The organism is Janthinobacterium sp. Bl 1 (assembly GCF_058215535.1).
On record NZ_CM177086.1, the window covers coordinates 537,690 to 564,098 of the forward strand.

24 protein-coding genes are annotated in these 26,409 nt (G+C 62.7%); 17 read left to right on the top strand and 7 right to left on the bottom strand.

The window, feature by feature from the left end:
• Window positions 1-70: 70 nt before the first annotated feature.
• The 8 genes from AC4BCN_RS02395 to AC4BCN_RS02430 all read left to right on the top strand — a co-directional run bounded on the left by AC4BCN_RS02395 (window position 71) and on the right by AC4BCN_RS02430 (window position 8,998).
• Window positions 71-1,096, top strand: a complete 1,026-nt coding sequence (locus AC4BCN_RS02395) for a LacI family DNA-binding transcriptional regulator (RefSeq protein WP_490492494.1) — start codon at window positions 71-73, stop codon at window positions 1,094-1,096.
• Complete coding sequence (locus AC4BCN_RS02400; protein WP_490492495.1) at window positions 1,096-2,583, top strand: sugar ABC transporter ATP-binding protein; 1,488 nt, start codon at window positions 1,096-1,098, stop codon at window positions 2,581-2,583. Before AC4BCN_RS02395 ends, AC4BCN_RS02400 begins: the two co-directional genes overlap by 1 nt.
• Window positions 2,564-3,571, top strand: coding sequence for an ABC transporter permease (locus AC4BCN_RS02405; protein ID WP_490492496.1), 1,008 nt, complete (start codon window positions 2,564-2,566; stop codon window positions 3,569-3,571). The genes AC4BCN_RS02400 and AC4BCN_RS02405 overlap by 20 nt, the downstream gene beginning before the upstream one ends.
• An 88-nt stretch (window positions 3,572-3,659) precedes the next feature.
• Window positions 3,660-4,595, top strand: coding sequence for a substrate-binding domain-containing protein (locus AC4BCN_RS02410; RefSeq protein ID WP_223278972.1), 936 nt, complete (start codon window positions 3,660-3,662; stop codon window positions 4,593-4,595).
• Window positions 4,596-4,688: 93 nt separating this feature from the next.
• Window positions 4,689-5,741: a sugar phosphate isomerase/epimerase family protein gene (locus AC4BCN_RS02415; RefSeq protein WP_490492497.1), complete on the top strand. Its 1,053-nt coding sequence runs from the start codon at window positions 4,689-4,691 to the stop codon at window positions 5,739-5,741.
• 9 nt (window positions 5,742-5,750) lie between these two features.
• Window positions 5,751-6,902 carry a Gfo/Idh/MocA family protein gene (locus AC4BCN_RS02420; protein WP_490492498.1) on the top strand — a complete coding sequence of 384 codons (1,152 nt, stop codon included), beginning with the start codon at window positions 5,751-5,753 and terminating at the stop codon, window positions 6,900-6,902.
• A 9-nt stretch (window positions 6,903-6,911) separates the two neighbouring features.
• Complete coding sequence (locus tag AC4BCN_RS02425; RefSeq protein WP_072455873.1) at window positions 6,912-7,202, top strand: 2Fe-2S iron-sulfur cluster-binding protein; 291 nt, start codon at window positions 6,912-6,914, stop codon at window positions 7,200-7,202.
• A 116-nt stretch (window positions 7,203-7,318) separates the two neighbouring features.
• Window positions 7,319-8,998, top strand: coding sequence for an outer membrane protein assembly factor BamB family protein (locus AC4BCN_RS02430; RefSeq protein WP_338680405.1), 1,680 nt, complete (start codon window positions 7,319-7,321; stop codon window positions 8,996-8,998).
• Window positions 8,999-9,016: 18 nt separating this feature from the next.
• Here AC4BCN_RS02430 and AC4BCN_RS02435 read toward each other — a convergent pair whose 3' ends face one another.
• The gene (locus AC4BCN_RS02435; protein WP_046681950.1) at window positions 9,017-9,328 is read right to left on the bottom strand and encodes a hypothetical protein; all 312 of its coding nucleotides are present in this window, start codon (window positions 9,326-9,328) and stop codon (window positions 9,017-9,019) included.
• A 92-nt stretch (window positions 9,329-9,420) separates the two neighbouring features.
• On the opposite strand from AC4BCN_RS02435, the gene AC4BCN_RS02440 reads away from it, so the two are divergent.
• Both AC4BCN_RS02440 and AC4BCN_RS02445 read left to right on the top strand, forming a co-directional pair.
• On the top strand, window positions 9,421-9,690 hold the full coding sequence (locus tag AC4BCN_RS02440; protein WP_490492499.1) for a MoaD/ThiS family protein: 270 nt from the start codon (window positions 9,421-9,423) through the stop codon (window positions 9,688-9,690).
• 14 nt (window positions 9,691-9,704) lie between these two features.
• Entirely contained in the window at window positions 9,705-10,802 is a 1,098-nt protein-coding gene (locus tag AC4BCN_RS02445) for a WD40/YVTN/BNR-like repeat-containing protein (RefSeq protein ID WP_490492500.1), read from the top strand.
• On the opposite strand, the gene AC4BCN_RS02450 is transcribed toward AC4BCN_RS02445, so the two are convergent.
• Window positions 10,775-11,398: a TetR/AcrR family transcriptional regulator gene (locus AC4BCN_RS02450; RefSeq protein ID WP_128140978.1), complete on the bottom strand. Its 624-nt coding sequence runs from the start codon at window positions 11,396-11,398 to the stop codon at window positions 10,775-10,777. The two genes, AC4BCN_RS02445 and AC4BCN_RS02450, sit on opposite strands and share 28 nt — an antisense overlap.
• Before the next feature lie 169 nt (window positions 11,399-11,567).
• Between AC4BCN_RS02450 and AC4BCN_RS02455 the strand changes: the two genes are divergently transcribed.
• Window positions 11,568-12,611, top strand: coding sequence for an MBL fold metallo-hydrolase (locus AC4BCN_RS02455; protein WP_139091383.1), 1,044 nt, complete (start codon window positions 11,568-11,570; stop codon window positions 12,609-12,611).
• Between the two features lie 7 nt (window positions 12,612-12,618).
• Here the strand turns inward: AC4BCN_RS02455 and AC4BCN_RS02460 are convergent, their stop codons facing one another.
• Window positions 12,619-12,951 carry a hypothetical protein gene (locus AC4BCN_RS02460; RefSeq protein ID WP_139091384.1) on the bottom strand — a complete coding sequence of 111 codons (333 nt, stop codon included), beginning with the start codon at window positions 12,949-12,951 and terminating at the stop codon, window positions 12,619-12,621.
• Between the two features lie 442 nt (window positions 12,952-13,393).
• Here AC4BCN_RS02460 and AC4BCN_RS02465 point away from each other — a divergent pair, with 442 nt between their 5' ends.
• Window positions 13,394-14,404: a substrate-binding domain-containing protein gene (locus tag AC4BCN_RS02465; RefSeq protein WP_139091385.1), complete on the top strand. Its 1,011-nt coding sequence runs from the start codon at window positions 13,394-13,396 to the stop codon at window positions 14,402-14,404.
• 33 nt (window positions 14,405-14,437) lie between these two features.
• Here AC4BCN_RS02465 and AC4BCN_RS02470 read toward each other — a convergent pair whose 3' ends face one another.
• The 3 genes from AC4BCN_RS02470 to AC4BCN_RS02480 all read right to left on the bottom strand — a co-directional run bounded on the left by AC4BCN_RS02470 (window position 14,438) and on the right by AC4BCN_RS02480 (window position 20,424).
• A complete protein-coding gene (locus tag AC4BCN_RS02470) occupies window positions 14,438-18,034 on the bottom strand; it encodes an indolepyruvate ferredoxin oxidoreductase family protein (protein WP_490492501.1) in 3,597 nt (1,198 codons plus the stop codon).
• A gap of 243 nt (window positions 18,035-18,277) precedes the next feature.
• Complete coding sequence (locus AC4BCN_RS02475; RefSeq protein ID WP_338680411.1) at window positions 18,278-19,420, bottom strand: hypothetical protein; 1,143 nt, start codon at window positions 19,418-19,420, stop codon at window positions 18,278-18,280.
• Window positions 19,421-19,494: 74 nt separating this feature from the next.
• Entirely contained in the window at window positions 19,495-20,424 is a 930-nt protein-coding gene (locus AC4BCN_RS02480; RefSeq protein WP_485880628.1) for a LysR substrate-binding domain-containing protein, read from the bottom strand.
• Window positions 20,425-20,600: 176 nt separating this feature from the next.
• On the opposite strand from AC4BCN_RS02480, the gene AC4BCN_RS02485 reads away from it, so the two are divergent.
• Complete coding sequence (locus AC4BCN_RS02485) at window positions 20,601-21,788, top strand: HD-GYP domain-containing protein (RefSeq protein ID WP_490492502.1); 1,188 nt, start codon at window positions 20,601-20,603, stop codon at window positions 21,786-21,788.
• Here the strand turns inward: AC4BCN_RS02485 and AC4BCN_RS02490 are convergent.
• On the bottom strand, window positions 21,785-22,831 hold the full coding sequence (locus AC4BCN_RS02490) for a GGDEF domain-containing protein (RefSeq protein ID WP_490492503.1): 1,047 nt from the start codon (window positions 22,829-22,831) through the stop codon (window positions 21,785-21,787). The genes AC4BCN_RS02485 and AC4BCN_RS02490 overlap by 4 nt on opposite strands.
• 481 nt (window positions 22,832-23,312) lie before the next feature.
• On the opposite strand from AC4BCN_RS02490, the gene AC4BCN_RS02495 reads away from it, so the two are divergent.
• From AC4BCN_RS02495 to cpaB, 4 genes are all read left to right on the top strand, one after another.
• On the top strand, window positions 23,313-23,495 hold the full coding sequence (locus AC4BCN_RS02495) for a Flp family type IVb pilin (RefSeq protein ID WP_034752975.1): 183 nt from the start codon (window positions 23,313-23,315) through the stop codon (window positions 23,493-23,495).
• A gap of 53 nt (window positions 23,496-23,548) precedes the next feature.
• A complete protein-coding gene (locus AC4BCN_RS02500; protein ID WP_490492504.1) occupies window positions 23,549-24,082 on the top strand; it encodes an A24 family peptidase in 534 nt (177 codons plus the stop codon).
• A 93-nt stretch (window positions 24,083-24,175) separates the two neighbouring features.
• Window positions 24,176-25,549, top strand: coding sequence for an ATP-binding protein (locus AC4BCN_RS02505; protein WP_490492505.1), 1,374 nt, complete (start codon window positions 24,176-24,178; stop codon window positions 25,547-25,549).
• Window positions 25,546-26,406 (top strand): Flp pilus assembly protein CpaB, encoded by an 861-nt coding sequence (gene cpaB / locus AC4BCN_RS02510; RefSeq protein WP_490492506.1) that lies wholly within the window; start codon window positions 25,546-25,548, stop codon window positions 26,404-26,406. The genes AC4BCN_RS02505 and cpaB overlap by 4 nt, the downstream gene beginning before the upstream one ends.
• The last annotated feature ends 3 nt before the right edge of the window (window positions 26,407-26,409 follow it).

Sequence of the window (26,409 nt, forward strand, 5' to 3'; positions counted from 1 at the left end):
TCGATAATGTTTGCATCGCGCGCGCGCCTGGCTTATAAATGTAATCGATTACATTTACTTGCAAAGCGCCATGCCAGCAGCCCTTCCTTCTCCTTTGCCGACAGAAACCGTCTCCATCAGCGCCGTCGCCGCGCATGCGGGCGTGTCGGTGGCCACCGTCTCGCGCGTGATGAACGAGCAGGCGGGCGTGCGGGCGCCCACGCGCGACAAAGTGCTGGCGTCTGTCGCCGCGCTCGGCTACCGCATGAACCACCTGGCGCGCAGCCTGCGCACTGCCGAGAGCCGCATGCTGCTGACCATGGTGCCCGACGTGGGCAACCCGTTCTATGCGCAGATCGTGCGCGGCATCGATACGGTGGCGCGCGAACACGGCTATTTCGTGCTGCTGTGCGACACGGGCGCCGACGCGGGCCGCGAGCGCTCGTACTTCGACTTGCTGCGCATGCACCGCGCCGATGGCGCCATCTGCCTCGATCCGGACACGGTGCAGCATGCCCTGTCGCATGAATCCGTCACCCTGCCGTGGGTGGCCTGCTGCGAATTCGACCCCGCCGTGGCCGTGCCCTATGTCGGCATCGACAACCACCGCGCCGCGTCCGACGCCGTCGCGCATCTGTTGTCACGCGGCCATACGCGCATCGGCCTGATCAATTCGGATGAACGCTATCTGTACGCGCGGCAACGCCAGCAAGGCTACCTGGACACCCTGGCGGCGGCCGGCCTGCCCGTGCAGCCGCAGTGGGTGCATACGGTGCAAAGCCTCGATTACGAAGCGGGCACGGCCGCCACTTTGCGGATGATGGCGCAGCCCGATGCACCGACGGCCATCTTTGCCGTGTCCGACACCCTGGCCATTGGCGTGCTGAGCGCGCTGCGCCAGCTGAACAAGCGCGTGCCCGAAGACGTGGCCGTCATCGGCTTCGACGATATCGCCATCGCCGCGCAGATCGATCCGGGTCTGACCACGATTGCGCAACCGATGCGCGAACTGGGCGAGACGGCGGCGCGATTATTGCTGCAGCGTTTGGCGGACCCGGCGGCCAGTGTGCCTGGTGTGCTGCTGCAACACCAATTAATTCTGCGAGGGAGTGCATAGTGAGCGTTGCCGTCGGTTTCGAAGGGGTCTGCAAGGATTTCGGCCCCGTGCGCGTCTTGCATGGCGTCAGTTTCAGCCTGTCGCCGGGGCGCGTGTATGGCTTGCTCGGCGAAAATGGTGCCGGCAAGTCGACCCTGATGAAAATCCTTGCCGGCTACGAAGCCGTCAGCGAAGGCCAGCTGCTGATCGATGGCCAGCCCCAGCGCTTTGCCAGTTCGCGCGCGGCGGAGAGCGCCGGCATCGTGCTGATCCACCAGGAATTCAACCTGGCCGAGCACCTGACGGTGGCGCAAAACATGTTCCTCGGCCACGAAAAGACGCGCGGCTGGCTGCTTGACGAGGCCGCCATGAGGGAAGAGGCGTCGCGCTATTTGAAACAGGTGGGCCTGGACGTGTCGCCCGACACGAAAATCCGCGACCTCATCGTCGCCGAGAAGCAGCTGGTGGAAATCGCCAAGGCCCTGTCGCGCCGCGCCCGCTTCCTGATCATGGACGAGCCCACGGCCACCCTGACCTCGTCGGAGACGCAGCGCTTGTTTGCCGTGATGGCGCAGCTGAAAGCGGACGGCGTGACTATTTTGTATATTTCGCACAAGCTCGATGAAGTCGAGCGCAATACGGACGAGGTCATCGTCATGCGCGACGGGCGTTTCGTCACGCGCGAACCGACGGCCAGCCTCACGCGCCAGCAGATGGCGAACCTGATGGTGGGGCGCGAATTGTCGGACATGTTCCCGGTCAAGGTGGCGCTGGCGCCGGACGCGCCCGTGCTCCTGAAAGTCGATGGCTTGTGCGTGCCCGGCTGGGCGAAAGAGCTGTCGTTCGAGGTGCGCGCCGGCGAAGTGCTGGGCTTTGCGGGCCTGGTGGGCGCGGGACGCACGGAATCGTTCGAGGCCTTGCTGGGCTTGCGTCCGCGCAGCGCGGGCACGATCGAACTCAATGGCCAGCCCGTGGACATCCGTACCCCCAAGCAAGCCATGCAGCACGGCATGACCTACCTGAGCGAAGACCGCAAGGGCAAGGGCTTGCACGTGAACCTGGGCTTGCGCGAAAACCTCACGATGATGACGATGGAGCGCTATGCGCGGCCGTGGCTCGATGTGGCCGGGGAAAAGGCGGCATTGGTCAAGGCCGTGGCGGACTTCAATATCCGCACGGGTGACCTGGACAGCCGCGCGCGCATGCTGTCCGGCGGCAACCAGCAAAAGCTGGCGCTGGCGAAATACCTGCATTCGGACCCGCGTGTCGTCGTGCTCGACGAGCCAAGCCGTGGCGTGGACGTGGGCGCCAAGCGCGACATTTACTTCCTGATACACCGTCTGGCTGCCGAAGGGCGCGCCGTGATCGTGATTTCATCCGAACTGATCGAATTGATTGGCCTGTGCCACCGGGTCGCCGTGATGCGCGCCGGCACCTTGCAAGCCACCCTGTCTGCTGACCACCTGACTGAAGAGGAGTTGATTGCCCATGCAACCGGCACGCACTGACACCACCGTATCCCCGCTGGCCCGTTTTGGCGCGCGCATCAAGGGCTTTGGCCCCGTGCTGGGCCTGTTATCTCTGTGCATCGCGGGCACCTTGCTCAACGGCGACTTTGCCACCGTGGACAACCTGATGAACGTGCTCACGCGCACGGCCTTCATCGGCATCATCGCCGTCGGCATGACCTTCGTAATTATTTCCGGCGGCATCGACTTATCGGTGGGCTCCATGGCGGCCCTGATCGCCGGCTGCATGATCTATTTCATGAATGCGCTGGCGCAAGGCGCGGGCGGCGATTTGGCGCCGATCACCATGCTGGTGCTGGGCATCGCCATGGCTCTGGTCCTGGGCGCGGGCTTTGGCCTGATGCATGGCTTGTTGATCAGCAAGGGCAATATCGAGCCGTTCATCGTGACCCTGGGCACGCTTGGCATCTTCCGCGCCGTCTTGACCTACCTGGCTGACGGCGGCGCGCTGACCCTGGACGCCACCTTGTCCGAGTTGTACAGCCCCGTCTACTACACGAGCGTGCTGGGCGCGCCGATACCGATCTGGATTTTTCTGTTCGTTGCCGCGGCCGGCGCCATCATCCTCAACCGCACGACCTTTGGCCGCCATGTGCAGGCGATTGGTTCCAACGAGCAAGTGGCGCGCTATGCGGCCATCCATGTCGATAGAGTCAAGATTGCCACCTACATGCTGCTGGGCGTCTGTGTGGGCATCGCCACGGTGCTGTACGTGCCGCGCCTGGGCTCGGCCACGCCGACGACGGGCTTGCTGTGGGAACTCGAAGCCATTGCCGCCGTCGTCGTGGGCGGCACGGCGCTGAAGGGGGGAGAGGGACGCATCGTCGGCACCGTGATCGGCGCGATCCTCTTGTCCGTAATCAGCAATATCCTGAATTTGACCAGCATCATCAGTGTCTACCTGAATGCCGCAGTGCAAGGCGTGGTGATCATCGCCGTCGCCTTCCTGCAGCGAGGCCGCAAATAAAAACATGGCGGCGTTCTGAAAGGGCAGCCAACGGGCGCCCACAACCTTGGAGGAGAGCAGCATGAAGAGCTTTATACGGGTAGCAGGGATGGCAGTGCTGGTGATGCAGGCGTGGGCGCTGCCGAGCGCACAGGCCGCTGAAAAGCTGGTGGTCGGCGTGGCCATCCCCACGGCCACGCACAGTTTTACGTCGGGCATCGTCTGGTGGGCGAACCAGGCCAAGGCGGAACTGGAAAAGGCCCATCCAGGGCTGAAAATCATCGTCAAGACGGCCGCCACGGCGCCCGAGCAGGCGAACCAGTTGCAGGACATGTTGACGGTGAACAAGATCAACACCCTGGTGATCTTCCCCATCGAATCGGCCTCGCTGACGCAGCCCGTGGCGCAAGTGAAAAACAAGGGCGTCTACGTCACCGTGGTCGACCGTGGCTTGACCAACACGCAGTCGCAGGATGCCTACATCGCCGGCGACAACACGGCGTTTGGCAAGCTGCCGGCGGAGTACCTGGCGAAAAGCCTGAATGGCAAGGGCAATATCGTTGTGCTGCGCGGCATGCCGACCACCCTGGACAACGAGCGCTATGATGCGTTTTCCGCCGTGATGAAGGGCCATCCCGAGATCAAGATCCTGGACGCCAAGTATGGCAACTGGAACCGCGACGATGCCTTCAAGGTCATGCAGGATTATCTGACGCGCTTCAAGCAGATCGACGCCGTCTGGGCCGCCGATGACGACATGGCCATCGGCGTGCAAAAAGCCATCGCGCAAGCCAAGCGCACGGACATCAAGCAAGTGTTCGGCGGCGCGGGCGCGAAGGGCGCCGTGAAAAAGATCATGGATGGCTCCGACCCGCTGATCGTGGCCGACGTGTCGTACTCGCCCAAGTTCATGTACGACGCCATCAAGCTGACGACGGAAGCGCGCCTGAAAGGTGATAAATTGCCGGCCAACACGATCATCCCATCGGTGCTGATCACGCGCGAGAACGCCAAGCAGTTTTACTTTCCGAACTCGCCTTTTTAAATTCTGGGGTCAGACCCCCTCGCCCGCTAGCAATGACCTGTGCGTTAGCGGCATTGAGGGTCTGACCCCGGCTTTATCCAATAGGACATTGACATGAAAACCATCCAGGGCCCGGCCATTTTCCTGGCCCAGTTTCTCGGCGATGAGCCGCCGTTCGACTCGCTCGAGCACCTGGCGCAATGGGCGGCCGGCCTCGGTTACAAGGGCTTGCAGCTGCCCACGGCGCCGCGTCTGTTCGACCTGGAACAGGCGGCGGCCAGCCAGCAGTACTGTGACGACGTGGTCGCCCTGCTGGCGCGCCACGGCTTGCAGGTGACGGAATTGTCGACGCATCTGCAGGGCCAGCTGATCGCCGTGCATCCCGCTTACGACGCCCTGTTCGACGGCTTTGCGCCCGAGCACGTGCGTGGCGATCCGGCTGCGCGCACGGCCTGGGCCACGCAGCAACTGCTGTGGGCGGCTACCGCCTCGCAGCGCCTGGGCCTCAAGGCGCACGTGACGTTTTCCGGCGCGCTGGCCTGGCCCTATCTGTATCCGTGGCCGCAGCGCCCGGCCGGCCTGGTGGAAACGGCATTTGCCGAACTGGCCAAGCGCTGGCTGCCCATCCTCGATGCCTTCGATGCCGCTGGCGTGGACGTCTGCTATGAACTGCATCCGGGCGAGGATTTACATGACGGCGTGACCTTCGAGCGCTTCCTGGCCGCCGTCAACGACCACCCGCGCGCGTCGATTCTGTATGACCCCAGCCACTTCGTGCTGCAGCAGCTCGATTACCTGGCCTTTATCGACATTTATCACGCGCGCATCAAGGCCTTCCATGTAAAAGATGCGGAATTCCGGCCGAACGGGCGCCAGGGCGTGTATGGCGGCTATGCCGACTGGCAAGACCGGGCCGGGCGCTTCCGCTCGCTGGGCGACGGGCAGATCGATTTCAAGGCGATTTTTTCGAAGATGGCGCAGTACGATTTCCCGGGCTGGGCCGTGCTGGAATGGGAATGCTGCCTGAAACACCCGGAGGACGGGGCGGCCGAAGGGGCGCGTTTCATCCGCGAGCACATCATCCACGTGGCCGAACGCGCGTTCGACGATTTTGCCGGCAGCGCCGTGGATCAACATCAGATCAATCATTTGCTCGGCTTGAAATAAGGAAACGACATGCAGCGACGCTTACGGCTGGGTATGGTAGGGGGCGGGCAGGGCGCATTCATCGGCGCCGTGCACCGTATCGCGGCGCGCATCGACGACCAGTACGAGCTGGTGGCGGGCGCCCTGTCGTCCGATCCGGACCGCGCGCGCGACAGCGGCGCCGCGCTGCACCTGGCGCCGGACCGCTGCTACAGTGATTACCGCGCCATGGCGCAGGCGGAGGCCGCGCGCGCGGACGGCATCGAGGCCGTGGCCATCGTCACGCCCAACCATTTGCATGCACCGGTCGCCACGGCGTTCATGGAAGCGGGCATCCACGTGATCTGCGACAAGCCGCTGGGCATTTCTCTGGCGGAAGGGCAGGCGCTGGCGGCGCTGGCCAAGCAGAAAATTCTGCTGTTTGCACTCACGCATACCTACAGCGGCTACCCGCTGCTGCGCCACGCGAAAGCGATGGTCGAGGCGGGCGAGATCGGCGAACTGCGCCTCGTGCAAGTCGAGTATTCGCAGGATTGGCTGGCCGATGCGATTGCGGCGGGCGGCATGAACGAGGGCAACTGGCATAACGACCCGCAGAAAGCCGGGCCTGGCGGCACACTGCTCGACGTGGGGCTGCACGCCTACCATCTGGCGCAATTCGTCAGCGGATTGACGCCGCAGGCCGTGCTGGCGGAACTGTCGACGTTTGTACCGAACCGCACGCTGGACGACCACGTGCAAGTGATGCTGCGCTATGCGAATGGGGCGAAGGGTACGTTGTGGGCCAGCCAGGTAGCGACCGGTTGCGAAAACACGGTGCGCCTGCGGCTGTTCGGCAGCAAGGCGCAGCTGGACTTCGACCAGGAACAACCGAACGAATTGTGGTGTACGCCGCAGGGCGGCAACCGCCAGCTGCTGCGTCCGGGGCGGGTCGACAGCGCGGCCGCGCGCCATGCCACGCGCGTGCCGGCCGGCCATCCGGAGGGGTATCTGGAAGCGTTCGCCCAACTGTACCTGGATGCGGCCCTGGCCATCCGCGCGCTGCAAGCGGGCTTGTCCGTGCCCAGGGAAGCGAGCTGGCTGCCGACGGTGGCCGATGGGGTGGCGGGCCTGGCCTTTGCCGAAGCCGTGCTGCGCAGCCATGCGGCGGGCGCCAGCTGGACTGCGCTGGCGGACTGTTAAACTGGGCGCATGAGCGCGCCTCCCTTTACCATCACCATCGTCCCGCAAGGCTGGCAATTCCCGGCCGAAGCGGGCACGACCATCCTGGCCGCCGCCGAGCTGGCCGGCATCCGCCTGCTCAGTTCCTGCCGCAACGGCACGTGCCGCACCTGTCTCTGCCACATGCCGGCGGGCCAGGTGCGTTACACGGTGGACTGGCCCGGCATCAGCCCCGATGAACGGCTCGACGGCTACATCCTGCCCTGCGTGGCCGTGGCGGAAAGCGATCTCACGGTGCAAGCGCGGGCCGTGCGCAAGTAAGGCGTCGCCGTGAGTATCTGTTAGATTTTAACAATGTTTCTCATGCTATAACATTCAGTCCAGGTTTCCAGCACACCTCCATTGGGGAGGAAATGAAACCTCAACATGGACATTGCATGCGTACATTACTCCCTTCGCTGTGGCAGGCCGCCGCATTGCCGCTGGCTATCATGACTACCTTGTCCGCCTGTGGCGGCGGTTCCGGCAGTAGCGTTGGCGTGCCGCCTGGCTTGCAGGAAAAACCCGGCATGACCCTGTCGGCAGTGAGCGGCAGCTGCACCGCCCAGCCCGGCGCCACCTGCGACGATATCCGCGTGACAGTGCGTCTGGCCGATGGCGTGACCGATGCGCGTCCCCAGCCGCATGAACAACCGGCCAGCGGCACGGCTAGCGTGCTGCAGATGGCCGACCGCCAGAAGCAGGCCGATGGAAGCTGGCTGCTGACGTTCAAGACGCTGCCGAGCCTGGCGCCGGGCGTGTACACGGGCAGGATCGAGCTGTCCCTGCCCGCCACAGTGGGCCTCTACAAGACGGAAAGCATCGATTACAAGGTCACTGTCGCGCCGCTCGCCGGCAGCATGGGCGCGCTGCAGGCCTTGCCCGGCGTGGGCGACTGGGAAGGCGTGAATGGCAATGCCGCGCATACGGGCCTGGTGCCGGTCACCCTCGACAGCCGCCGCTTCACGCGGCGCTGGACCTGGCTGGGCCCCACTTCCCCGCGCGGCTTCGTCGGCAGTCCCGTGGTGGCTGCCAACGGCCTCGTGTATGTCAGCCAGCAGTCCGCCGCGCCGGTGGAAGGCAGCAGCACCAAATATGTGACCACCTCGACCGTGACGGCGCTCAGCGAGAGCGACAGCCAGGCGCGCTGGACCCAGTCGCTCACGTCGGATGGCTATCTGGGCGCGCCAGCCGTTGCGGGCGGCAAGCTGGCCATGGCCGGCAGCGATACCGTGTATGTCTTCGATGCGCTCGCTGGCGGCGCGCCGCTCGGCGTGCGTCCGCCGAATACGAATGGCGCGCTGCTGGGCGTTTCCCTGGCGACGGCCCCCACCTTTTCTGGCGGCAATGTCTACGTGGGCGGCAATAACGATATCAGCGGCATCGATGCGGCGGCGGGCCAGACCCGCTGGTCTGCCAGCCTCGGCTTGCCCAAGCTGGGCAACGTCAACGACTGGACGCCCGCCGTCAGTGGGGGCACGGTGTACAGCCATGCGGCAGGGACATTGACGGCGTTCAATATCGCCGATGGCACGGCCCGCTTCAGCGTGGCGGTGCCGGGTCAGGTGCTGGGCGGCTTGAACAAGAGCAGCTTGCGCCAGGCGCCCGTGCTGGCCGATGCGGGCAGTGTGCTGGTGCTCAATCAGCGACCGCCGGCCGGCGAGGTGGCGGATAATAGCCTGAGCCTGGTTGACGTGGATAGCCGCGCCGTGCGCTGGACGGTGCAGGGACAGTTCAGCACGCAGCCGGTGGTGGCGCAGGGCGTCGTGTACGTGGGCAACCAGGCCAGCCGGTCGCTCGAGGCGCGCCAGCTCGGCGATGGTGCGCTCCTGTGGCGCTGGCCCCTCGATACGGCCCTCGATGAGTACTTTGGCGGCGATCTGATCGTCACCGGCAATCTGCTGTTTGTTGGCGGGCGCAACAATACCTATGCGATCGACCTGGCCAGCCGCAAGGCCGTCTGGACCTACCGCATGGGCGGCAGCCTGGCACTGTCGCGCCATGGCGTGCTGTACATCCGCCAAGGTACGGATTTGCCCGGCAGCAGCATGGTCTTGACCGCCATCAACCTGCAGTAGCGGCTTGCCGCGCGGCGGCTAGGGCTTGCCCGGGCTTTTGAGCCGCTGCAGCAGCGCATCCACGCTGTCGCTGACAGGCAAGCCGTGGCGGCGCAGCAGCTGCACGTGCAAGACGAGGTTTTCCAGCACCAGCTTGGCCGCGACGGCCAGCAAGGCCAGGTTGCGGTCTTCCGGGCTGAAACTTTCCATGGCGTCGGCCATCTCGCACAGGTGGTTGGCGATCAGTCCGCGCAATTCCTGCTCGTTGAAGGGCAGGTCGGCAAAATCGATGGGATCGGCCACCTCCACTTCCTGCATCAGCACCGCTAGTTCTTCCGGGGTAATCGTCATGCCTGGCCTCCTTGTGTGCTTGCCGCTATTTTAATTGTATTGGCCGCAAAGCGGACTAGAATGAGTCGAGGCCGACGACGTCGAAGGGCAGCATGGTGCATCTGCATTTTACGCAACAACTGGCACGCTACATCGACGTCCCCACGGTGGACGTCGATGCACCACGCCTGCGCGCCGCCCTCGATGCCGCGTTTGCGCAGCAGCCGCGCCTGCGCGGTTATGTGCTCGACGAGCAGGGCGCCTTGCGCCCGAACGTGGTGATCTTCATCGACGGCGTGCGTTGTCGCGAGCGGCGCGTGCTCGACGACGTCTTGCTGCCCGACAGCCAGGTCTATATCTTGCAAGCACTTTCCGGAGGTTAAGTATGGGACAAGGCATGATTCAACGCGCGTATCTCGGCACCCGCAAGGGGCTGTTCCAGTTCGATGTCGATGCGGCCGGCGCCTGGCAGCTGGCGCTGGTACAGTTTGCCGGCGATCCCGTCTCCATGCTGCTGCACGATGGCCGCGACGGTGCCGTGTACGCGGCCCTGAACCTGGGCCACTTCGGCTCCAAGCTGCACCGCCTCGACGCGGGCGCCAGCGCGTGGCAGGAAGTCGCCGTGCCCGCCTATCCCGCCAAGCCCGAGGACAGCACCGATACCGTGGACTGGACCTTGCGGCAAATCTGGTCGCTGGCGGCCGGCGGCCCGGACCAGCCCGGCGTGCTGTGGGCGGGCACCTTGCCTGGCGGACTGTTTCGCTCAAGCGACCGCGGCGAGAGCTGGCAGCTGGTGGAATCACTGTGGAACGTGCCGCAGCGGGTGCAGTGGTTTGGCGGCGGCTATGACGTGCCCGGCATCCACAGCATCTGCATCGACCCGCGCGACAGCAACAAAGTACTGGTTGGCGTGTCCTGCGGCGGCGTGTGGCAAACGCTCGATGGCGGCGCCAGCTGGGCCTTGAGCGCGACGGGCATGCGCGCCGATTACATGCCACCCGAGCTCGATGAAAACGAAGCCGTGCAAGACCCGCACCGCATCGTGCGCAGCGCCGGCACGCCGGACGTGCTGTGGTGCCAGCACCATAACGGCATCTGGCGTTCGGACGATGCTGGCTGGCACTGGCAGGAAGTGACGACGGCGCCGCTGTCGCATTTCGGCTTTGCCGTGGCCGTGCATCCGCGCGATGGCGGCACGGCCTGGTTCGTGCCGGCGCAGGCGGACGTGCTGCGCATTCCCATCGATGGTGCGCTGGCCGTCACGCGCACGCGCGATGGTGGAAAAACCTTCGAGGTGTTGCGTGCTGGCTTGCCGCAGCAGCATTGCTATGACCTCATCTACCGCCATGGGCTGGCGCTGGCCGACGACGGGCGCAGTTTATTGATGGCGTCGACGACGGGCGGCGCCTGGTATTCCGGCGATGAGGGCGAACACTGGCAGACGCTGTCTGCCCACTTGCCGCCCGTTTATGCCGTCTGTTTCGCCAAGCCGTAATAGCACAGGAAGATATCGACGGCCAGTTCCGTTATTTCGCGCCGGCGTGCCGGGCCCAGCAGGGGCTCACCCATGGTGATCTGCGGCCAGAAGGCAAAGGTTTTTAAAGGCGACATCAGCAGATGCGCCACTTCCAGGGTCTCGCCCGCCTTGATGCGCCCGTCTTGTTGCGCCGCGCGGATCCAGATATTCAGGCCCGTTTCCTTCTCATTCAGGCGCGTCACCATGGCTTGCGCGCGCTCGGGCGAGTGGACGGTTTCGCCAAAGATCACGCGCGCCAGGTCGATGAAGGCCGGATCGCACAGCAATTCCATTTTCTGCTCGACCAGGGCCAGCACTTGCGGGCGCAGCGGCTGGTCGGCCACATAGGGCACGGCTGGCTGGGACACGCTGCTTTCCCACATGCGCTGCAGGATTTCCGCGAACAACTCGTCCTTGCTGGGGAAATGGTTGTACACGGTGCGCTTGGAAACGGCGGCCGTGGCAGCGATCCTGTCCATGCTGGTCGCATCAAAACCGTGGTCGCGGAACTCGGCGATGGCGGCATCGACGATGGCGACGCGCTTGCGGTCGGTGAGGCGTTGCGGTGCGGCCATGGCTGAAAATCTCCTTTGAAAACAATATTTTACACCTCTTGGTTTACTTTGCCAGAAATAGTAACTACACTGTGTAGTGTAATTTAATCCTTGTTAATTCCTTGCCGGGCCACATATGCACTTGCACCGAGCCGCACGTCGTCTCTTCTTTCTGGGAGTCCTGATCATCATGAGTTCTTGCACCTTGCGCGCCGCGCCTGCCGCGCCCGCTGAATCCCCACAACGCCACGAAGGCAAGTTCCGCAATCCCGTGGAAATGTACAAGCTGGGCACGGCAGCGACGCTCAAGCTGCTGTGGACGTTTGTCTTCGACAAGCCGGACAGCACGGTGCCGGCCGCTGCCGTTCCCGTGCAAGCCTTGACCCGGGCGCAGCTGCTGGCCGCGCCCGACAACAGTCTGTTTCGCCTCGGCCATTCGACCCTGTTGCTGAAACTGAATAATGAATTCTTCCTCACCGACCCCGTGTTTTCCGAGCGCGCTTCGCCGGTGCAGTGGGCTGGACCGAAGCGTTTCCACCAGCCGCCCATCAGCATCGCCGACTTGCCGCCGATCAAGGCCATCATCCTGTCGCACAACCATTACGACCACCTCGACTATGCCGCCGTGCTGCAACTTGCGGCCAAAACCGAACATTTTGTTGCGCCGCTAGGCGTGGGCGATACCCTCGTCGAATGGGGCGTGCCTAAGGAAAAGGTGCAGCAGTTCGACTGGTGGCAAGGCACGACGATTGCCGGAGTAAAACTCGTCGCCACGCCATCACAGCATTTCTCGGGGCGCGGCCTGTTTGACAGCAATCAAACCCTGTGGGCCTCGTGGGTGATTGACGCTCCGGACGTACGCGTGTTTTTCAGCGGCGACTCCGGCTATTTCGACGGTTTCAAGCAAATCGGCGACAAGTACGGCCCGTTCGACATGACCATGATCGAGACGGGCGCCTACGACAAACTGTGGCCGGACGTGCACATGCAGCCGGAACAGACCTTGCAAGCGCACCAGGACTTGCGTGGCAAGTGGCTCATGCCTGTGCACAACGGCACGTTTGACCTGGGTCTGCATGCCTGGCATGAACCGTTCGACCGCATCACGGGACTGGCGGCCAAGCAGGGCGTGAACCTGGCCACGCCGCAGATGGGCGAGGCGGTCGACCTGGCGCAGCCGAAGAAGGGAGATAAGTGGTGGCTGGCGATGCTGGAGGAGGAGATGGGCCAGTAATGCTGGCTCACGCCGTCACGTCGATCAGGCGGCCCAGGGTCTGGCCATAGCCGTTCAGCTGGGGCGTGCTTTTCGGTGCGGCCGGGGCCGCTTGTTGCGGCACGGCCACCTTGATCGCCTGGTCCAGCTGCGGCGTCTGGATGACGGCCGGGGCATCGGCCTGCGCTTGCTGGCTGCTGCGTTGGGTCTGGCTCAGCGATTCCTGTTCCCGCGCCAGCAACTGGCGGCTTTGCGCCAGCTGTTCGCTGTCGCGCTGCACCTGGTTCTGGCCTTGTTCGACCCTGCGCTGCGCCGTGGCCAGCGAGGCTTGCAAGTTGTTGACGGACGTTAGCGATACCACATTGTTCACCTTTGAAAGTATGCCCAAGCGTACAGAAAAGGGAGGGGGTCCAGGAAATGTGCTGCAGCAAGCGCAACATGCCTGGCAGTAACCTTTACCTGAATCAAGATTAGGATAAATTCTCGCACAGTTCCAGTAAATATGTTTTCTTGATAATGCTATCGCGCGCGTCAGGTGTTGCCGAAACGTCATGCAGAAGGTCAGGAAGTGATTGTCGAAGTGAGTACATGCTGTCGCCTGCGAGCATTGTTTCTCCGCCATCGGCGATACCGTGCCGTAGAGGGGCACAAGTGATCACATTTAAAACGTTGCTTTTTCGATAGTCAATGTATTGTTGTTTTTATACCATGTCTGCGCCCGTTAATGCGCGGCCTGTTTGGCGCTCTGGGCTATAATGGACGGTCAGAGTTGGTTTCTTTTGCCATACAGACAGGTAGTTAACATGAATCTCAAGAGCCTCGCAATTGCCCTCGGCATGTCGAAAACGACAGTCAGCAGGGCGTTGAACGGCTATCCGGAAGTCAATTCCCGCACCCGTGAAATTGTCCTGGCCGCCGCCAAGAAAGTCGGCTACCGGCCCAACCCGCTCGCGCGCAGCCTGGCCGTCGGCCGCACGAATGTGCTCGGCATGATCTACCCCTTGCTGCCCAGCGACCTGGGCGACAGCGTCTTTCTTTCCGTGGTCAATGGCATGTCCGACGCCGTCGAAGCGTCGAAGATGAGTTTGATCATCGCGCCCGTGTCGCCGCAGAACGAACAGCCCTCGTATGAAAACATGGTGCGCGGGCGCCAGGTCGATGGCCTGGTGGTGGGCCGCACCAAGGTGGTCGACGAGCGCATCGCCTATCTGACGAAAGTCGGCTTTCCCTTTGTCGCGAATGGCCGCACGCGCATCGATGCGCCGTATGCCTATTTCGACTACGACAACGACACGGGCATCGACCTGGCCGTGTCCTTCCTGGCGGCGCACGGTCATCAGCGTATCGCCCTGCTGAGCGCGCCGCTGGATCTGCATTTTGCGTATGAGCGCAAGGAAAGCTTTATTCGCTGCATGGCGCAAGCGGGCTTGCCGGTCGATCCCGACTATCTGCTCGACAATACTTTTGATCGCCGCAGCGGCTACCAGGCCATGCAGCAATTGCTGGCCTGCTCGCCGCGTCCCACGGCCGTCATCGTCGACAACCACTTGTCCGGCGTAGGCGTGGTGCGCGCACTGATGGATGCGGGCATCGAGATCGGCAAGGAAATCTCCGTCATCGTCTGGGGCAATGTGGAAGACACCTTGATCGGCATCAACGTTACCACCATTGACCAGCCCGACCTGCGCCGCGCCGGCGCCAAGATGGTCGAAATGCTGGAATCGCTGCTGGCCGGCACGCCGCCGGAAAGGCTGCAGGAAATCTGGCAGCCGGTGCTATTGCCGGGGGCGACGGTGGGGCGCTGCCTGGATTGAATCTGATGCGTTGCAGAGCCTCTGTGTTGAGTCTTAGGCCGCGTGCTTGCTTCCATCCGCCAGCACCGCCAATAGTCTCGCCTTATCCTTGCGGTAAGTATCGACTGCCGCTTCCTTGACGTGGCCGAAGCCGCGGATTTTCTCGGGCAGGGAGGCCAGTTCCACGCAGGTGGACAGGTTCTCCGCCGTCAGGTTGACCAGCAGGCCCGCCAGCAGTTCGCGGTATTCGACGATCAGCGCGCGTTCCATCTTGCGCTCGGCTGTGTAACCGAAGAGGTCGAAGGTGCCGCCGCGCAAGCCCTTGGCTTTGGCCAACAGCTTGAAGGCGCGCCACATCCAGGAACCGAACTCCGCTTTCACCAGATGCCCTTTCGCATCTTTCTTGGCGAACAGTGGTGGCGCCAGGTTGAATTTGACGGAAAAATTCCCTTCGAACTGCTGCTGCAATTGCTCGACGAAACGGCCATCCGTGTACAGGCGCGCCACTTCGTATTCATCCTTGTAGGCCAGCAATTTGAAATAGCTTTTCGCTACGGCGGTCGATAGTTTTTGTCCCAGTCCCAGGGTGTTTTCGCGGTCGCGCACCTGCTTCACCAAGGTCGCATAACCATCCGCATACGCGGCGTTCTGGTAGGCCGTGAGGAATTCCACGCGCTTCTTGATGACGCTGTCGAGGCTTTGCGGCATTTGCACGATGATCGCTTGCGACGGCGTGGCGATTTGCGTTACACGGCGCACGTCGACGGCGGCACGGCGGCCCCACAGGAAACTTTTCTTGTTCGATTCGATGCCCACGCCATTGAGTTCAATGGCGCGCAGCAGGGCCGCTTCCGTCAGCGGGATGCGGCCCTTTTGCCAGGCGTAGCCGAGCATGAACAGGTTGGCGGCGATCGAGTCGCCCATCAGTGCGGTGGCTAGTTTTGTCGCGTCGATGAAGTCGGCCGCGTCCGCACCGCCGACGGATTCCTCGATCAGCTGGCGCACTTCCGCCGTCGGATATTGCCAGTCCGCATTCTGCGCAAACGTGCCCGGCGGCTGCTCGTGCAGATTGACGACGGCCAGGCTGCGGCCCGGACGCATTTTCGACACGGCATCCTGCGCACCTGCCGTCAGCATGTCGCAGCCCAGGATCAGGTCCGCTTCGCCCGTGGCGATGCGCTGGGCGCGGATGTGCGCGGGGGATTTGGCGATTTTCACGTGCGAGGTGACGGAACCGTTCTTTTGCGACATGCCCGTCATGTCCAGCACGGACGCGCCCTTGCCTTCCAGGTGCGCCGCCATGCCCATCAGGGCGCCGACGGTGATGACGCCCGTGCCGCCGATGCCATTGATCAGGATGTTGTACGGCGCGTCGCAAGCGGGCAGGACGGGTTCCGGCAGGGGGCCGAAGTTGTCCGTCTCGCCTGCTTTGCTCGCGCCCGTCTTGGTCTTCTTCAGGCTGCCGCCTTCGACGGTGACGAAGCTGGGGCAGAAACCCTTGGCGCACGAATAATCTTTGTTGCACGAGGATTGGTCGATGGTGCGCTTGCGGCCAAATTCCGTCTCTTTCGGCAAGATCGACACGCAGTTTGACTGCACGCCGCAGTCGCCGCAGCCTTCGCAGACGGCGTCGTTGATGACCATGCGCTTGGCAATGTCCGGATACTCGCCTTTTTTGCGGCGCCGGCGTTTCTCGGCCGCGCAGGTCTGGTCGTAGATCAGCACGGATACGCCTTGGACTTCACGCAATTCGCGCTGCACGGCATCCATGTCCTTGCGGTCGTGCAAGGTCAGGTGGGCGGGCAGGTTGCTGCGGTCGCTGTAGCGGCTCAGGTCTTCCGTGACCAGCGCGATGCGGGCGATGCCTTCGGCCGCCACTTGCTGCGCCATCATGGGCACGGTGATGAGGCCGTCCACAGGCTGGCCGCCCGTCATGGCGACGGCGTCGTTGTAGAGAATCTTGTAGGTAATGTTCACCTTGGCCGCCTGCGCGGCGCGGATGGCCAAATAGCCGGAATGAAAATACGTGCCGTCACCCAAGTTCTGGAACACGTGCGGCAGTTCCGAGAACGCGGCCTGGCCTATCCACGGCGCGCCTTCGCCGCCCATGTGCGTGGTCAGCTTGTTCATTTCCGGATAGATCGACGTGGCCATCACGTGGCAGCCGATGCCCGCCAGCGCCAAGCTGCCGTCCGGGACCTTGGTCGAGGTGTTGTGCGGGCAGCCGGAGCAGTAAAACGCGGGGCGGAACGGTGTGTTCACGGCTTTTTTTAATACCGCATCCTTGGCGTCGAGGAAGCTCAGGCGCGCCTTGATCAGGTCACAGGTGACGGGGTCGGAAATCAGGCGCGCGATGCGGCTGGCGATGACACGCGCCACTTGCGAGACGGAAAAATCCGCCTTCGAGGTCAGCAGCCATTCGCCGCGCGGCGCCACCCATTCGCCTTTTTCGTCGAACTTGCCGATCACGCGAGGGCGCACGTCGTCGCGCCAGTTGTACAGCTGCTCTTTTAACTGGTATTCGACGATCTGCCGTTTTTCTTCGACGACGAGAATTTCATCGAGGCCTTGCGCGAATTCGCGCACGCTGTCCGGTTCCAGCGGCCACGGCATGGCGACCTTGAACAAACGCATGCCCACGTCGGCTGCCATTTGTTCGTCGATGCCCAGCTCTTCCAGTGCCTCGAGCACGTCCAGGTAGGATTTGCCGGAAGCGATGATGCCCAGCTTGGCGTTCGGGCTGTCGATGGTGGTGTGGTTGAGCTTGTTTTCGCGCGCGTAAGCGAGGGCTGCATAGATCTTGTAATCCTGCATCAACGCTTCCTGGTTGCGCGCCTGCTGGCCCAGCGGGATGCTCGACAGGCGTGCGTTCAGGCCGCCTTCGGGCATGTGGAAATCCTGCGGAATTTTGACTTCCACGCGGAACGGGTCGGCATCGATGGAAGCCGACGATTCGACCGTGTCGGCCAGGGCCTTGAAGGCCACCGTGCAGCCGGAAAAGCGCGACATGGCCCAGCCGTGGATACCGAGGTCGAGGTATTCCTGCACATTGCATGGATACAGGACGGGGATCATCGAGGCGGAAAACAGGTGGTCGGACTGGTGCGGCAGGGTCGACGAATAGGCGCCATGGTCGTCGCCAGCCACCAGCAGCACGCCGCCTAGCTTGGCTGTGCCCGCATGGTTCATGTGCTTGAAGACATCGCCGCAGCGGTCCACACCAGGGCCCTTGCCGTACCACATGGCGAACACGCCGTCGTACTTGGCCGGGCCGATCAGGTCGACCTGCTGCGAACCCCAGACGGCGGTCGCGGCCAGGTCCTCGTTGACGCCGGGCACGAACTGCACGTGGTGCGCTTCCAGCTGTTTCTTGGCTTTCCAGAGGTTTTCATCGAGGCCGCCCAGGGGCGAACCGCGGTAGCCGGAGATGAAACCGGCCGTGTTGAGGCCAGCAGCCTGGTCGCGCAGGCGCTGCATCATGGGCAGACGTACGAGGGCCTGGATGCCGGACAGGAAGATGGCGCCGGAAGTGGCTGTGTATTTGTCGTCGAGGCTGACGGTGGTCAAACGGGAAGTGTCGGGGGGTGTAGATGGCGCGGCACCGGCGTTTCTAGCGAACGCTGCGGAGCCGTTTTCCGTGGTTACGGACATGGCTGTCTCCAAAAGGGTGTTTCAGATGACGGCTGTACAAGGGACGCGCCCGGTAAGGCGCGCGCTGTGCAGACGGGATGGCCGCGTGTGGGCGGCACATAACTATTTTAAATTTAAAATAGTTAATGTGGTCAGTGTAGAACGAGCGGGGGAGAGGGGCAAATATGGTTTGCCGATGGGGGTATAAGAAAAATTGATGGCCTATCTTGCGCCGCAAGACAGGCCATGTTGGCCGTGCACGCTTTAGGGCTGCGTCCATTGCAGCTTGCGCGCGCGCAAGGGATAGGCCACTGGCGTCAATTCGGGCAGCAAGCCATTGAGCGAGTCTTGCGTCAGTTCCAGGGCTTTTTGGGGACTAAGCTCATTGACGCTGAGACTACTCATGAAACCTGTATCAAAGCTCAGATATATGGGAGGACCATTTTCCTTGATATTGACGGTCGTGCGCTTTTTGTAGAATGCGAGCTCGTATGTGCCCGGTGCCAGCTCCAGCGCCACATGTGTGCCGGAATCATGATAGTAGAGGTTTTTTTTCGCGCTGCCCTGTAGATGGCTGGCCTCGATAGTGTAGAAGGTGCTGCCATCTTCGAATTTCTCGCTATCTACCGTTTCTTGCGGCATGCGGTTAAAGAGGATCAGATTGGCTTTTCTGTTGAGTACCGTGCCTGCTTGCCCAGGCGCACTTGACGGCTCCAGGGCGGTCGTGCGGTGCAGGCCTTGTTCCTCTGCTTCGTGCTGGGCTTTGTGTCCCATGATCCCATTCAGCGCAATAGAGACGTTAAGTGGTCCCATGGATCTGGCCTCTTTTGCATCGTAGTGAAGGTCCTTCATGGTGGCACGCGTCGTTTCTATGGAATGCCAGATGGTTTTACTCGCCACTCGGTCATATACCACCGCTTCAATGAGCATGATGAAGGAAGAACGGCAGCCATAGCTATTGCATTTTCCTAGCGTGGTATCTGCATATTTCCAGTCCACCAGAGCCACGTAGCGCCGCCCCGTCGTGCTGGCAGGCAGTCCCTGCACGGTGTCGAGGATGGATGGTTGCTTGAACGCGGGCGGCATGGGGACGAAGGCGAGTTCTTCTTTCGGATCCTTGGCAGCGTCGACATAGGCACGGCAAGCCCAGCTTTTGAACAGGGAGGTGTTGTCCGACGAGACGATGGTACCCCAGGTACTTTCATGGGTCTTGGGCGTGCAACTGTCCGGCGCAATAAATACCACCACCTCGATTTCTTTTCTTTCAATGGGCTGCGCAACATCGCTGAGTAGCACTTCGCGCAAGGGAAATTCGGATTGCGGGCGGGCGGCTTGGGCGCCCTGCATTAGCAGCAGCAGGGCGGCGCTTGCCGCCAGACGGCGCAAGGAAGTGGTAAGCAAGAACATGATGACGATGGTGAAATGAATAAGACCATCATTTTATTTCTTTTGAGAAATTATTGCTGGAAAAATAATGCTCGCTACAGCACGTGCGCCCCCACCCAGCGCCCGCTGCCGCACAGCTCGGCGGCCACTTGCAGCACGAGGTTTTTCACGGCGTTGCCCGCATTGGTGAGAGGAATGTTTTTCGAGGCGCACAGGGCCACCGTGCGCGATAGGACGGGGCTGTGGATGGCGTAGCTGCGCATGGCGCCGCTGTCGAGTTCGGCCAGCAGGGGCGCGGCGGGCAGGATGGTGGCGCCCATGCCGGCCAGGATGGCCGATTTCAGGATGGCGATCGAGTTGATCTCGATCACGTTCGCCGTCTCCAGGCCCAGTTCGCGGGCGCGGCTGTCGATGCGTGGGCGCACGCCATGCTGCAGGCCCGGCAGGATCAGGGTGGCGCTCAATGCCTGCGGGAACGACAGCGCCGAGCCCGTGGGCGCGAACGGCGAATCGCTGCGGCAGATGAAACGCATCTCTTCCTCCACCAGGGGGCAGCAGGCAAACGGGGTCAGCTGGCCATCGTCGAACAGCACGGCCAAGTTGATGCGGCCCGATTTCAGTTGTTCATTGAGGTTACCCGTGATTTCTTCCGTCAGTTGCAGGGTGATTTCGGGATAGCGTTCGCGCGCGGCCAGCAGCAGGGGCAGGGCCAGCGCGCCCGATATGCTGTGCGGCAAGCCCAGGGTGACGTTGCCGGACGGTCGCGTGGCGCTTTGCGTGACGGCCGAGCGGGCGTCGGCCACCTGTTTCAGGATCGCCTGCGCGTGTTCGTAAAACACCTTGCCCGCGTCCGTGCTGAGCACGCCCTGGGCCGAGCGGTGCAGCAGCTGCACGCCCAGTTCCTCTTCCAGCTGGCGCAGCTGCTGCGTCAGGGCCGGCTGCGCCACATGCAGGATCAGGGCCGCGCGCGACAGCGAGCCGTGGTCGACGATGGCAACAAAGTAGCGTAATTGGCGCAGTTCCATGGGTCCCAAAAGCGGTGCGGTGGTCGGAAAAGCAGCATATTGCGCCGCAGCGCCGAACGCGGCCAGCAGAATAACAATTTTGTTATACTCATTCTAGCGCCTTCGGTGCTCCAGCCGCGTATTTGTGGGATGACAGCATGCTCAAGAAAGTTGATTCGTCTCAATTAAAAGTGGGCATGTACATTCATGACCTCAGCTGTGACTGGATGACGCATCCATTCGTGCGCAACCGCTTCCTGTTGCGCAGCGACGATGAAATCCGCAAGATCATGCAGGCCGGCATCCACGACGTGGTGATCGACAGCGGCAAGGGCCTCGACGTGCAGGATGCGCCCACGGTGGCGCAGGCGCAGGTGGAAACGGAACGCGAACTGGTGCAGATCGCCACGCCGCTGCAAGTGGTCACGCGCGTGTCGCTGGGCATGGAGTTGGCGCGCGCCACGCAGGTGCGGCGGCAGGCGGCAAGCCTGGTGCGCACGGTGATGGCCGATGTGCGCCTGGGCAAGGCTGTCGAGCTCGACCGCGTACAGCACACGGTGCAAGACATTACCGAATCGATCCTGCGCAATCCCGGCGCCCTCGTCGGCTTGTTGCGCATCAAGAGCAAGGATGACTACACCTTTCTGCATTCCGTCAGCGTATGCGCGCTGCTGGTGGCGTTTTGCCGCTCGCGCGGCATCGATGCGGCCACCACGCACCAGGCCGGCCTCGGCGGCTTGCTGCACGACACGGGCAAGGCGCTGGTGCCCGATAGTGTGTTGAACAAGCCAGGCCCCCTGAGCCCGGAGGAGTTTATCCTGATCAAGCGCCACCCGCGCGACGGCTACGACATCCTGCGCCAGTCGCCCGAGGTGGGCGCCATTCCCCTCGACATTACCCTGCACCACCATGAACGGCGCGACGGCAGCGGCTACCCGGACCAGCTGGCTGGCGACGCCATCAGCGAGCTGGCGCAGATGGCCGCCATCGTCGATGTGTATGACGCGCTGACGTCGGACCGCAGCTATCACAAGGGCATTCCCGCCGCCGAAGCCTTGCGCAAGATTTATGAGTGGAGCAAATTCCACTTCAATCCCGTGTTCGCGCAGGATTTCATGCGTTGCGTGGGTATTTATCCGGTAGGCACCATGGTGATGCTGGAGTCGGGCCGCCTGGCCGTCGTCATCGAGGCGCACGAAAGCAATCTGCTGGCGCCGAAGGTCAATGTGTTTTTCAGTACGAAGAGCAAGACCTACATCAAGCCGGAAACGGTCGATTTGTCGCGTGGCTTCGGTTTTGGCGGCGCCGACAAGATCGTCGGCCATGAGTCGGCCGCCAAGTGGCAGGTCGATCCCATGCGTTTTCTCTCCCTTGCAGACGCTTAGAAGAATTCCGCCGTATCGTTCGAGGCGATAGTAGTTAACAAGCCCCTTGGAACCAGTTCATCGTAGTGGCACGCCAGGTTGCGGCCATGGCTCTTGGCGTAATACAGGGCCTGGTCGGCGCGGCCGAGGATGATGACGGGCGCCTCGTAGGCGTTGATGCTGACGAAGCCCACGCTGACGGTCACTCTGCCCACTTGCGGGAAGTCGTGCGCCTCGACATTGGTGCGGAAGCGGTCGATGATTTTCTGTGCATTTTCCAGGGTGATCGAGCGCAGCAGCACGACGAATTCCTCGCCGCCGAAGCGGAAGATGCGGTCTTGCGAGCGGAACGACGATTGCAGCTGGTTGGCGATCAGGATCAGCACTTCATCGCCATACAGGTGGCCAAATTTATCGTTGACCAGTTTGAAATGATCGACGTCGATCACGGCCAGCCATTGCCGTTCCGTGTCCGTATGGTGGCGCCGTTCTTCATCGACGGGACGCGGCTTTTCCGCTTCCGGTTCGCCGCGGCTGTGCAGGATTTTCGCCAGCTGGTCATCGAAGGTCTTGCGGTTCAACAAGCCGGTGAGCGAATCGCGTTCGCTGTAGTCGAGCAGGTTCTGGAAATTGCGGTACACGCTGACGATGCCGCCGATCACCTGGATGGTGGCGCCCGTGTACGGCGTGGGATTGGTGATTTCCAGGCAGGTGGTGACCTGGTCGCCGATCCAGATGGGCAGCCACAGCAGATGGCGGCCATCGGCGCACAAGGTGTCGGCACTCGCTTCATGGCGCTTGATGCAGGCGGCCAGGGCCGGGTAGTCGGACAGCGGTTCGCCCGGCAGGGTCGGGTCGTTATGCTCTTCCATGCGGGCCACGCTGCCCGCCACGATGATGGCACGCGACCGCACGAACACCTGGCCACGCACGGTGGTCAGCGCCAACACACGGGTCTGCGACGCGGCAGCGAGTTCCTGGACCGCCGAGATCACGGAAATGTCGAGCATCGTGTGGTCGCGGTGCCCGGTCATGTCCACCATGTGTTTCAGTAGGGAATCCATTGTCGATCTCTGGAAAGTGGTCACACAAGTGTCGTCATAACAGCATTGCATCAAGCAAGAGCATGTTCGCGTCCGTCTACAAGAAGCCAAGATTTATTTGGTGGCATGACGCTCTGTACCGCCGGGCGAGAGGCCTTTCCAAAGAAGAGCTAAGCAGGATAATGTCTTTTTGCCTAATAGGCAATTAACGTATGCAATATTTCATGTAAATACATGAGATTCATGCACTACATTGCAAAAAACTTGCCCTGACGCAGGCTTTCAATCCGGATCGCAACATTTGTTTGCGCCAGCCGCCATTTCACCAGAGTTTGATAATTTCCATGTGGAAACTTGTGGCGCGTCAATTTGCCAAAACATGGACGCTTTATAGTCAATGCAATGGCGCAGAAATTTACGGCAGGAAACATATTAGCAGGAAAGGGCAATGTTTCACACCCGATTGCGCCAGGGACTTGTGATTCACTTTTGGGAGCTTGTCATGCATACCTTCCTGTCGGCAGTACAGCAGTTTGTCAAGGATGAGGATGGCATTACGGCAATCGAATACGGCCTGATCGCGGCGTTGATGGCTACCGCCATCACGGCCGGTTTCTTGCTGATCAAGACCAACTTGCTGGCCGTCCTCACCGACATTTCGTCGAACCTGGTGTTGACACCCTAAGCGGGTGCCCGCCATCGGCCGGCCGGTGGCGGGTTTTTTTCGGGAGGTGTGCCATGCCTGCAACTGCCTTGTGCGACCTGCTGTTGCTGAGCTTCGTGACGGGAGCCGCCGTCAGTGATTTGATCCAACGCAAGATTCCGAATTGGCTGGTGCTGGCCGGCATGCTCGCCGCGCTGGCGCTGCATTTGTGGCTGTGGCCGCACCGCGTGCCGCAGCTGGTGCTGGGCGGCATGGCGACGGGCTTCTTCCTGTTCCTGCCTTTATATGTGCTGCGCGGCATGGCCGCCGGCGACGTCAAGCTGATCGCCATGGTGGGCGCCTTTGTCGGTCCCTGGCCCGTGCTGCAGATCTGTTTTACCACATTCGTCCTGGGCGGCGTGATGGCCGTGCTGATGATCACCTGGCAGGGCAAGTGGCGCGTTTGCCTCGGCAATTTGCGCCAGCTGATGTGGCCGATGATCGCGCGCATGGCCGGCATTCCGTTGGCGCCAAGCGCGCTGGGCAGCGGCGCCAGCGTGGGCAACATGCCGTACGGACTGGCCGTCGCCCTGGGCTGCCTGGTGGTGCAAGGGCGGAATTATTTCTGATTGGCATTCATTGCTTTGAATCAATGGACGCCAGTTCTCGCTCGCTAGAATGAATTCTGTTCAATGCAGTCCTAACCGGCTGGGAGACGCAGCATGACCGAGGTCGATTATTCCATGAGCACCGACAGCGTTCCGCGCCCTGCCGACGCGAACCTGATGCCGCCCTTGCTGCCGCAGCCGAAGAGCTTGCGTGAAACGGGACTTGAGCGGCCGCTCGTCGTCGAACTGATCGCCAAGCTGATGTTTGTGGGCGGCAAGACGCACCTGTCCGCGCTGACGACGCGCTTGCGCCTGTCGATCAATGTCTTGCGCGAAGTGCTCGATTTCATGGTGACGGAGCAGATGGCCGAAGTGGCCTGGCGCGGCGAATCCGATATCGATGTGCAGTACCAGCTGACGAGCGCCGGCAAGCAGCGCGCCAGCGCCTTCCTTGAACGCTGCGCGTATATCGGCGCCGCGCCCGTCACGCTGGAAGCGTACCGCGCCATGGTGGCGCGCCAGTCGTGGCTGGCACAGGAACAGCGCGTCGGCAGCGATGACCTGGCCGCCGTGCTCGGTGGCGCCCATGCGGGGCCGGGCATGCTCGACGTGGTCGGCGCGGCCCTGCATTCGGGACGCTCGCTGCTGCTGTACGGTCCGCCCGGCAGCGGCAAATCGACCCTGGCGCTGCAGCTGGGCCAATTGCTGCACGGTCTCGTCGCCGTGCCCTACGCCATCGTCGTCGGCCAGGACATCATCCAGTTGTACGATCCGGCCCAGCACCTGCCGCCCGTGCCGCAGCACGTCAGCCATGCGCGCCAGGCGCTGGAGCGGCGCAGCACGGATATCCGCTGGGTGCTGTGCCAGCGTCCCGTGATCCACGTGGGCGCCGAGCTCGACGCCGGCATGCTGGAGCTGCGCCATGACCCCAGCGGCGGCTGCTACCAGGCGCCGCCCCATGTGCGGGCGAATAACGGCATGCTGATCATCGACGACCTGGGGCGCCAGCGCCTGGGTGCGCAAGAACTGCTGACGCGGCTGATGCAGCCGCTGGCGCGCGGCAGCGATCAGCTGGCTTTGCCCGGCGGCGTGCAGATCAGCGTGCCCTTCGACAATGCCCTCGTGCTGGCCACGAATGTCCCGCCGGGCGAGCTGTTTGACGCCGCCTTGCTGCGCCGCATCGGCTACAAGGTACAGGTGGGGCCGCTGGCCGAGAACGCCTATCGCGCCCTGTTCCGCCAGCAATGCCGACTGGCCGGCATGGCCATCGACGAGCTGGTCCTGAACCATCTGCTGCAGCTGCATGGCGCGCAGGGACGGCCCTTGCTGGCCAGCTATCCGCAGGAATTGCTGGCGCGCATAGGCGACTTCGCCGGCTTTGCCGGCTGCGACGCGCGCCTGACGGTGACCGCGCTGGAGCAGGCCTGGAGCAGCCTGTTTGCCAGCTGCGACGTGCCGGCCGCCAGCCTGTGCGAGCGTATCGCATGAAAAACCGGCGCGCCCTCTTGATGATGGCCCTGGCCGTGGTGCTGGGTCTGCTGGCCGTGCTGCTGGCCTCGCACTGGCTGCTGCGCCAGACGCCGGCCGGCAAGGGCAAGATCGTCGTTGCCTCCAGCGATGTCAACCTGGGCCAGCGCCTGACACCCGAGATGCTGCGCCTGGCCGAGTGGCCGGCGGAAAGCTTGCCGCAAGGCGCGCTGCAAGACCCGGCAAAACTGGCCGGACGGGTGCTGAAAACCAGCGTGCTGCGCGGCGAGCCGCTGAGCGAGGCCAAGCTCGCGCCCGTCGGTACCCTGGGTGGCCTGTCGGCCCTGATCACGGAAGGGCGGCGCGCCATCACCGTGCGCGTCAACGATGTGATCGGCGTGGCCGGCTTCGCCTTGCCGGGCAACTATGTCGACATCATCGTCAGTACCCAGCAAGATGCCGGCGACCGCGCGTTTCCGCAAAGCCGCAACATTTCCAAGATCGTGCTCGAACGCATTCTCGTGCTGGCCGTGGCGCAGGAAGTGGGACGCGACGAGACCAAGCCGCGCGTGGTCAATGCCGTGACCCTGGAAGTGACGCCGGAACAGGCGGAAAACCTGGACCTGGCGCGCAGCGTGGGCAGCCTGTCGCTGGTGCTGCGCAACCAGGTCGATCCGCAGCCGGGCGTGACGGCGGGCGCCACCAAGCTGACCTTGCTGGGCGGACCGCACGAAGCCGAGCCTGCTTCCGCGCCTGCCACCGCCCCCGTGCTGGCCGCGGCGCCGCGTCCGGTGCGCGTGGCGAAGGCGCCGCCGGAACCACAGCGCCAGTGCAACACCGTCATCGATGGGACGCGCCAGTCGCGCGAATGTTTTTAGCCA

Coding starts and splice junctions, on each gene's coding strand:
- AC4BCN_RS02395 (WP_490492494.1), top strand. CDS start 71: ATGCCAGCAGCCCTTCCTTCTCCTTTGCCGACAGAAACCGTCTCCATC.
- AC4BCN_RS02405 (WP_490492496.1), top strand. CDS start 2,564: ATGCAACCGGCACGCACTGACACCACCGTATCCCCGCTGGCCCGTTTT.
- AC4BCN_RS02410 (WP_223278972.1), top strand. CDS start 3,660: ATGGCAGTGCTGGTGATGCAGGCGTGGGCGCTGCCGAGCGCACAGGCC.
- AC4BCN_RS02415 (WP_490492497.1), top strand. CDS start 4,689: ATGAAAACCATCCAGGGCCCGGCCATTTTCCTGGCCCAGTTTCTCGGC.
- AC4BCN_RS02420 (WP_490492498.1), top strand. CDS start 5,751: ATGCAGCGACGCTTACGGCTGGGTATGGTAGGGGGCGGGCAGGGCGCA.
- AC4BCN_RS02425 (WP_072455873.1), top strand. CDS start 6,912: ATGAGCGCGCCTCCCTTTACCATCACCATCGTCCCGCAAGGCTGGCAA.
- AC4BCN_RS02430 (WP_338680405.1), top strand. CDS start 7,319: ATGCGTACATTACTCCCTTCGCTGTGGCAGGCCGCCGCATTGCCGCTG.
- AC4BCN_RS02435 (WP_046681950.1), bottom strand. CDS start 9,328: ATGACGATTACCCCGGAAGAACTAGCGGTGCTGATGCAGGAAGTGGAG.
- AC4BCN_RS02440 (WP_490492499.1), top strand. CDS start 9,421: ATGGTGCATCTGCATTTTACGCAACAACTGGCACGCTACATCGACGTC.
- AC4BCN_RS02445 (WP_490492500.1), top strand. CDS start 9,705: ATGATTCAACGCGCGTATCTCGGCACCCGCAAGGGGCTGTTCCAGTTC.
- AC4BCN_RS02450 (WP_128140978.1), bottom strand. CDS start 11,398: ATGGCCGCACCGCAACGCCTCACCGACCGCAAGCGCGTCGCCATCGTC.
- AC4BCN_RS02455 (WP_139091383.1), top strand. CDS start 11,568: ATGAGTTCTTGCACCTTGCGCGCCGCGCCTGCCGCGCCCGCTGAATCC.
- AC4BCN_RS02465 (WP_139091385.1), top strand. CDS start 13,394: ATGAATCTCAAGAGCCTCGCAATTGCCCTCGGCATGTCGAAAACGACA.
- AC4BCN_RS02470 (WP_490492501.1), bottom strand. CDS start 18,034: ATGTCCGTAACCACGGAAAACGGCTCCGCAGCGTTCGCTAGAAACGCC.
- AC4BCN_RS02475 (WP_338680411.1), bottom strand. CDS start 19,420: ATGTTCTTGCTTACCACTTCCTTGCGCCGTCTGGCGGCAAGCGCCGCC.
- AC4BCN_RS02480 (WP_485880628.1), bottom strand. CDS start 20,424: ATGGAACTGCGCCAATTACGCTACTTTGTTGCCATCGTCGACCACGGC.
- AC4BCN_RS02485 (WP_490492502.1), top strand. CDS start 20,601: ATGTACATTCATGACCTCAGCTGTGACTGGATGACGCATCCATTCGTG.
- AC4BCN_RS02490 (WP_490492503.1), bottom strand. CDS start 22,831: ATGGATTCCCTACTGAAACACATGGTGGACATGACCGGGCACCGCGAC.
- AC4BCN_RS02495 (WP_034752975.1), top strand. CDS start 23,313: ATGCATACCTTCCTGTCGGCAGTACAGCAGTTTGTCAAGGATGAGGAT.
- AC4BCN_RS02500 (WP_490492504.1), top strand. CDS start 23,549: ATGCCTGCAACTGCCTTGTGCGACCTGCTGTTGCTGAGCTTCGTGACG.
- AC4BCN_RS02505 (WP_490492505.1), top strand. CDS start 24,176: ATGACCGAGGTCGATTATTCCATGAGCACCGACAGCGTTCCGCGCCCT.
- cpaB (WP_490492506.1), top strand. CDS start 25,546: ATGAAAAACCGGCGCGCCCTCTTGATGATGGCCCTGGCCGTGGTGCTG.